A 7,819-nucleotide genomic window follows, 5' to 3' on the forward strand; every position below is an offset into this window, starting at 1 on the left:
GGGAGGCCGCACGTCAGCAGAGGGGCAGGAGCCCCTTCTGCTGACCCTCGACAAAAGCGAGGAGCACAGGAACAAAGCGGCAACCGGGTCGCCTTTTCTTTGGTTACTTTCTTTTGGCGATGCAAAAGAAAGTAACTCGCCCTCGGGTGCGAAAACCCGATTCAAATAACCGTCGCACTAGCGACACCTTTAATGCTGAAATATTAAAGCGGTCTAAATTCGACTAACTGCGTAACATCATTTAGAAAAGAAATTATTATGCTGTCAGGGGATGTAAATAAATACGTGTAACCGCTTATTTTCATAACCGAACCGATTGTTTTGTGAACACCAAAAAGCGCATCTCTATCAAACTTCACGTTTTGACCTAAGATTCGATTGCAAAAGACTATTCAGTGACATAACAGATAATCAGGATAACATTCCCTCTATTTATTTCCGGATTTTGGCGCCCTGCCGCCGAAATGAACTGTGATCCCGAAATTACGATGGAGATTCGATGAGTTGGATTACTATACTGTGGCCCATGGCGGCGTCGGTGTCCCTAACCTTTGCGCTGCTGCACCTTTTTATCTGGGCCAAGGGCATACAGCCATGGGCGAATTTATCCTTCACGGTCGCCGCCGTCATTACCGGTATGGAATTGATGGGCATGCGAGCGACTTTTGCCGAACAAATGGCGACACTGATGCACTGGGTCCACCTTCCCCTTCTCGTTCTTTGGATGGCAATTGTTTGCTTCATACGCTGTTACTTCGATGCCGACCGCCCATGACTGGCCTTGACGGCAGGCGGTCTGCGCATACTCGCGTTAATCCTGAGCTTTACCACGGGACAGAACCTGTTTTTCAACGAGATCACCGGCCTCAAGCAGGTAGCGATTTTTGGTTAAGATGCCGGATGGTCAGACGCGCTAGTTTTACTCCCGCGGCCGTGTCGAATTCAGCGAGGTTGTTTACAAAAGAATATCGACCAGCCGCTTGACTAAATCATTCAGGGAAATCAGTGTTAGCGCCAACGGCAACACCGGCAACAGCACCAAGACGGCAGTTTTCAGCACGGCCTCTTTACCGAACGGAAATAACCGCATACCACGGACAACTTCAAAGCCGCCAGCCAGATCGTTCAGCGATTGAATATCTCTAGTGCCGACTAGCGGTTCATCTTCAGGCGGAGCGCCACGAAGCCATTTCTGCTCGAACTCACAAACGTAGCGACTCGCCAGTGCGCCATACTCAAGCAAACCCTCCTCTTTGGATTGAATTAGACGGGAAACAAACACGCAGAGGGGGGCAAGCATGAGCAGCAAGGCAAATATCAGGGCGGCAGCGATCTCCGGCTTGAAATCGAGCAGAGTCTCTTCTTCGTAGAAAATACGGTCGGCGATTAAACCCGCAAGTAAAGCCCCCTGAGCCAAGAGCAACGGTATAAAAGCGTCGATACCATCAGCTAGAAAGCCTAGCCCTCCGGAGCGATCGGGATGGGTCGGCTCAAGATGCAGCTTCATACGGGAAACTTGCCAAAGAAACCGCGCCCAGATAAAAATGCGAAAATACCAGCGAACTAACATGAACTGGAAAAACGGAATGCTGACATAGGCGTACCAAAGACCCGCCGGTGAAAACCGGTGACTTCCATCCACCAAGACCGAAAACCAAGTGTCCGCTCCCAGAGCCATCTGGCTCGACCATAAATAGTGCCCGACAGTCAATACCAAGGCAATCAGCAATACTTCCATCATCACCGAATTACGCAGGCGTAACGCGGAGCCGATAATGGCCTCGAACTGCGGGAGACCTTCCGAAACAACGATCCCGCGCTCCACAAATTGCCGGATAAGCGGTCTGAGCTGGTTGTGAACTACAAGTTCCGCCAGCAACATCAATGGCAACGCCAGCAAAAATCGGATATGCACCTCGATATCATAAAGAAACGGCACTTTAATGGCGTTACCCGTTGGTTCGCCCGGCAACAACGAAAGCAACAGCAACGGTAGCCAGGTAAACAGGGAAATGACGATCAACCGGCGCTTGAGCAGACCGAGCGTATCGGTGCTGATCCGCGCACGGATGAAAAACTGAAAAAGCGGACCGCCCAATACCAGTGAAAAATCATCAAGTTGTTTGTTGTTATGTGCACGACTCATAAATTTCCTCCTTTTAAATCGGTATGTTATTTCGGTAATAAAAACACAAGTCCCAATCGGCTCCGCCATTGGGCGCCTCCGGGTAATAACGCCAATTTCTTCGGCATTTTTTTCTTTTACTGCTTCGGCGGCTAAAGATTGGTTCAGCACCATCGTGAGCATGATTAATGTGGCTTTTCTCATATTGCTTAGGTCATTTCCATGAAAGAACATACCCTAGTTACACATTTTCTTTCACCACGAACGGCTGCATGGATGCAGTCGTTCGTGGTGAATAAAAAAATCGGAGATGCTAGGTATATCCTTCGCTGGATATAGCTTCAAATCTCCAAAGCTGCTTACTTCTTCCCTTCCAATTCCTCCACCAACTGCTTCACTTCGGCATCGCCCGGCAGTGCTTCGGCCGCTTTCCGTGCGTAAATAAGCGCGGCTTTGGCATCGCCGGCCTCGCGCTGCATTGAAATGAGCATGCTGAGAATATCGAGATCATACGGCCTGCGCGCATCGGCGGCTTTCAAAACCGCCTGCGCCTCATGCTGCTTCCCTGCTGAATGCAGACCCACGGCATAGACATAAGCGTAGCGGGCATTGTCGGGAGCGAGCTTGGCCGCTGTTGCAAGCTCCTGAAGCGCGGCGGATATATTGCCCTGACGCACCAACACTAAGCCCAACGCATGATGTAAATCCGCTGCATTCGGCAACAATGCCAAACCTCGGCGCAATTGTTTTTCACCCTCGTCTTCTCGGCCTTGTTGCCGGTAGGCATCGACGAGATTAACGTAAGCTCCGGCGAACAACGGATCAAGCTTGAGTGCCCTTTCATAGGCCGCGATTGCGGCATCGGGCCGCCCCTGCCGCATCAAAAAATTACCCTGGTTAACATTTTCCGATGGCCAATCGGCATTAATCGTCAAGTAATCCCGATACTCCTTTGTCGCGCTTTCGCGGGCGCCAAGCCGATCAGCAGGAAACCGGCCCTCAGGCACATCGGCAAGGATGCGTGCAGCCTCAATACGGACGCCGCGTACCGGATCGGACAGCAACGGAGCCGCCGCCAATACACGATTAACGGGATCGATAGCTTCAACGAGTCCTAGCGCTGAAATACGCACAGACGGATCGGCATCTTTTAACATCCGCCGCGCCGCAGCGATAAATTCGGGACGCATCATAGGCTCTGCGAGCGTCGCCGCAGTGGCGCGAACGACTGCGGGACTTTTCGAGTCTTGGGCGAGCTCGAGCAACGCGGGCAGGGCCTTGACGCCTTGCATCGCGCCGGCATGCAGCACGGTTCCGTAATGCGGACGCTCCCGCCAGTTTTTTCCGTACCATTTGTCCAGCGCCGAGGCGGCCCATTCGGGCTTGCGGTTTTGGTGGCACTGCGTGCAGGCGCTCGGACTGCCCAAGGACTGCGATAAGTCTGGACTTGGCAAACGGAAACTATGATCGTGCCTGCCGTCGACAACCATGTAGTTCTGTTCCGGCGCATGGCAATCGATGCACTGTGCGCCTTTTGAACCCTGCTTATGGAAATGGTGTTTCGCGTTGTCGAATTCGGCGGCATTATGGCAGCGCACACACAAGGCATTGCCTTCGGCGCGCAATTTAAGCGCGTGCGGTTCGTGACAGTCCAGGCAGGTGACGCCTTTTTGGAACATCTTGCTCTGACGGAACGAGCCCCAGGTATAATCCTCGTCGCGTTGCTGGCCGTCGGCATGATAGGCCGGCTGCGTCAACAACGCCGGCCGATGCGAATCTTCGAGCGGCAAGCCGGGCAAGCCACCCTCCGCCAGCGTCGAGCGGCGCGCATGACAGGCCCAGCAGGCATTCATCAGCGCATCAGCCGCGGGCCGGTCGCGCTGTGCGAATCTTGCAGTACTTGCCGGGAATTTCCACGCTTCGCGCCAGCGGCTTTGCAGACTCACCGCCAATCCCTTATCGTCATCCTTCCCATAAGGCGGCTGCGTCCGTTTCGCCCAGTCGATATGTTGCGACGCGGGGCCGTGGCAAGACTCGCAAGAAACATTCAATGCGTTGAACGTCGTTTTGTAGCTGTCTGTTGCCGCGTCGTAACCTTTTTTAAGATTCGTCGAGTGGCATTCGGCGCACTGCAGGTTCCAGTTCTGGTAGCGCCCGGTCCAGTGCAGTTGATCGTTATGATCGACTTTTTCGTGGGGATAAAGATGGAACCAGCGTTGCCCGCCTTCCGATTTCGGACGGCTGTCCCAGGCGATACCGAACGCTTGGTAGCGCCCGCCCGGAAATTCGATCAAATATTGTTGCAGCGGCGTAACGCCGAACGTGTACTTGATTTCATAATCGGCGAGTTTGCCGTCAGGGCCGTCTGTCCGCACCATGAACTTGCCGTCACGTTTGAAAAACGTGGACTCGACGCCGTAGTGTTTGAACGTTGTGTTATCGAAATCTCCAAGCACCGTTCGGCTATTCGTTTCCTGCATCGCAAGTTCGTGGTGCGAACCCGTCCACGCTTCGAACTCGTCTTTATGGCACTCAATGCACGCATTCGCGCCGGCATAATCATAACCCGCTGAAGGAGACGCTGATTCAGGTTTTACGATCGCAGGCGGAGGTTCCCGGGACAATGCTGTTGACTTAAGAGTATGTACCCCTTCTCCCTGAGGGAGAAGGTTGGGATGAGGGGGATTAAATAAGCTTTCTTCCTTATTTTGATTTCCCCTCGGCAACTGCTCCCTGCGTTGCTCTACCTCCTGCATCCTTGCAGTCGTCACCCAACCCTCTCCCTCTGGAGAGGGCTTTGCGCTGCTTAAGTCAACAGCATTGGGTTCCCGGGGCGGCGGAATGAAATAAATGAAGCCCGCAACCGCCGCTGCGCTCAAAGCGAAAGCGAGGATGATGGCGGTCCTGAGTTTTCTGCTTGCCGTCGCTCCGCGCGGTATTTCCAAAGATAAAACCGGCGTTTTTTGGGCGGCCTTGGCGGGTTTCTGCGTCTTGCGTCGGCTCATGGCTCTCTAACTTGATTTAGTTGAATTAAAAACTGATGTTGCGCACTGTCCACAATAAGCATAAAAAACATCAGCCTTAGGGTTCACGCTGACAACGTTGCCAGTTAGACCTTTCAGGTTTTAAAAACCTGGAAGGTCTGCCTATCGGCCTGTTTCTCGTCTAACGCTAGTAACACCCAAAGGCGAATTCTCCTTACCTCTAACGGGTTAGTCCACAATTAGCAGACCAAACGGCACTACTTGCTTGTCGGTGTCTGCAATTGCTGCATCACCTGGTCGATACTGAAGGTAGCCGCCTTCTGGCGTGGAGGATACTCCTTGAACGTCATCAAAAACTTTCCGACATACTGCTGTGCCGGTATTAACAAGAAAGCATGGTCAATGTACCAATCCCAATAGGTATTGGAGGTAATGGTTGCCCTTTCGTAAGGATCGGTACGCAGGTTGTAAAGCCAGGGTATCCGAGTTTTTACGAACGGTTCCCCCCACAAAGCCAAAGTGCCCGGCTCGCGCTGTTGAGCGAAAACCAGCTTCCAATTGTCGTAGCGCAATCCGGTCAAATCGCCATCGTCGGAGAAATAGAAGAACTCCTCGCGCGCGCTTTTTAGTTCCTGACCGGTCAGATAGGGAAGCTGGTTGTAGCCGTCCAGATGCACCTTGAAGCTCTTGTTGCCCGCTTTGTAGCCCTTGAGCAGTTTCTCCTTGACGTCGGGAACGCCGGCTGCGGCCAGTAGCGTGGGCGCCCAATCAAGATGCGAGACGATGTCGTTGGACACCGTGCCCGGCTTGATCTTGCCCGGCCAGCGCACCATGGCCGGTACGCGGTAGGCGCCTTCCCAGTTGCTGTTCTTCTCGCTGCGGAACGGCGTCATGCCGCCATCGGGCCAAGAATTCATATGCGGGCCATTGTCGGTGCCGTACATGACGATGGTGTTATCGGCGATCCCCAGCTGATCAATCTTATCCAGTACGGTACCGACGTTTTTGTCATGATCCATCATCACATCATGATACGGACTCTGCCAGCGTCCGGCCTGACCGATACTTTCCGGCTTGGTATGAGTGCGCAAATGCATGTGGGTGAAATTTACCCAAACGAACATCGGTTTGCTGGCTTTGGCCTGTTTCTCGATAAACTCGGCGGCGCGGGCGGCGATATCGTCATCAATAGTCTCCATGCGCTTCTTGGTCAGTGGGCCGGTATCCTCGATTTTCTGAGTACCGTCAGGATTGGCGAAGCTATGAATCACCCCGCGCGGGCCGAATTTCTTACGGAATTCGGGATCTTTCGGATAATCCGGCAATTCGGGCTCTTCCTCGGCGTTCAGATGATAAAGATTGCCGTAGAACTCGTCGAAACCGTGGACGGTAGGCAGGAATTCATCCTTATCTCCCAAGTGATTCTTGCCGAACTGACCGGTAGCATAACCTTGTGCCTTCAGTAACTCGGCAATGGTCGGATCTTCCTTGCGCAAGCCCAAATCGGCACCGGGCAACCCTACTTTGCTCAAACCGGTACGGAATACGCTTTGTCCGGTGATGAAAGCGGAGCGTCCGGCGGTGCAACTCTGCTCGGCATAGTAATCGGTGAACATGATGCCTTCATTGGCGACGCGGTCAATATTAGGCGTACTGTAGCCCATAACGCCTCTGGAATAAGCGCTGACATTGGTCTGGCCAATATCGTCACCCCAGATGATAACGATGTTGGGCTTGGTGTCCGCCGCTTGCGCGGGCACCATAGCCGTGTAAACGGCCAACGCGATCAGCACGACCGCAGCCGAGCGTTGTTGCATGTGTTTTTTAATCATAGTTTTTCTCCTTTCCTTGTTGGTTAGAAAATGAATTTCTTGCTTTAATGGAAAAGGCGCCCAATTCTAGCTATCTCCGAAAGGGCTGTAGACTGCTATCGAAAAACCACGTCCAGGCAGTTGACAAAAATCTCAATCCTGTATGGTTCGGCACCCATCGCAACACGATCCTGGTTTTTAAGAAGCTTTGTGTTGGATGCACGGATACAGAGGATGATTTAGGAAACACTCTTGCCAAGTGACATCGTGCATTCCTGTCTGTTGTGTGAGCGTAGCATAGGTAAGTGATGGATAAGGTCGCATGGACTCCCCTCTTCGTAGAGCATGTACTCAACAATGAAATGGTATGTCTCAGCATCAGTTACCTATAATGCTTCTTCACTATATTAATCACTGTCTTACTCTAAATTAATCACTGTCTTACTCTAATAGTTTGAACCACATGCGCAATACGTATAACTACTTGCAAGCATTAACACAAAGAAATCAGCGGCTTTGGTATTACTGTTTGTCGGGGATGCCCTTTAGCTTGGTAAACGCGAGTACTCAAAACCAGGCTATCAATCCCCGCTGGAATTTGAGCGGTAATTTTATAACTGATGTTACGCAGTTAGCCGAATGAAATATGTATAAGGGGACGCTCACGCGACAGTTATTTGAATCGGGGTCTCGCCCCCGAGGGCGAGTTACTTTCTTTTGCTCCGCCAAAAGAAAGTAACCAAAGAAAAGGCGGCCCGGTTGCCGCTTACTTCCTGTCCTCCTCGCTTTTGCCGAGGGTCAGCAGAAGGGGCTCCTGCCCCTCTGCTGACGTGCGGCATCCCTGCCGCACCCCTCACGGGCTGTTCTCGACAAAAGCTCCGGTGCTCGGCGCGGCAAAC

Annotated in this window: 4 protein-coding genes; 1 reads left to right on the plus strand and 3 read right to left on the minus strand. The window is 52.5% G+C overall.

The annotated features are described in order from the left end of the window. Positions 1-499 precede the first annotated feature (499 nt). The gene (locus tag EPO18_RS09540; protein ID WP_292433134.1) at positions 500-775 is read left to right on the plus strand and encodes a hypothetical protein; all 276 of its coding nucleotides are present in this window, start codon (positions 500-502) and stop codon (positions 773-775) included. Between the two features lie 180 nt (positions 776-955). Here the strand turns inward: EPO18_RS09540 and EPO18_RS09545 are convergent, their stop codons facing one another. The 3 genes from EPO18_RS09545 to EPO18_RS09555 form a co-directional block, all read right to left on the minus strand. Further along, positions 956-2,146 (minus strand): hypothetical protein, encoded by a 1,191-nt coding sequence (locus EPO18_RS09545; RefSeq protein WP_292433135.1) that lies wholly within the window; start codon positions 2,144-2,146, stop codon positions 956-958. Between the two features lie 338 nt (positions 2,147-2,484). Beyond that, positions 2,485-5,130, minus strand: coding sequence for a tetratricopeptide repeat protein (locus tag EPO18_RS09550; RefSeq protein ID WP_292433136.1), 2,646 nt, complete (start codon positions 5,128-5,130; stop codon positions 2,485-2,487). A gap of 236 nt (positions 5,131-5,366) precedes the next feature. Further along, positions 5,367-6,941: an arylsulfatase gene (locus EPO18_RS09555; protein ID WP_292433137.1), complete on the minus strand. Its 1,575-nt coding sequence runs from the start codon at positions 6,939-6,941 to the stop codon at positions 5,367-5,369. Positions 6,942-7,819: the final 878 nt, after the last annotated feature.

Source organism: Methylobacter sp. (genome assembly GCF_004322395.1).
Classification (GTDB): Bacteria; Pseudomonadota; Gammaproteobacteria; order Methylococcales; family Methylomonadaceae; genus Methylobacter_A.

Bases quoted from the DNA above. Each gene is read 5' to 3' on its own strand.
- EPO18_RS09540 (WP_292433134.1), top strand. From the start codon at position 500: ATGAGTTGGATTACTATACTGTGGCCCATGGCGGCGTCGGTGTCCCTA.
- EPO18_RS09545 (WP_292433135.1), bottom strand. From the start codon at position 2,146: ATGAGTCGTGCACATAACAACAAACAACTTGATGATTTTTCACTGGTA.
- EPO18_RS09550 (WP_292433136.1), bottom strand. From the start codon at position 5,130: ATGAGCCGACGCAAGACGCAGAAACCCGCCAAGGCCGCCCAAAAAACG.
- EPO18_RS09555 (WP_292433137.1), bottom strand. From the start codon at position 6,941: ATGATTAAAAAACACATGCAACAACGCTCGGCTGCGGTCGTGCTGATC.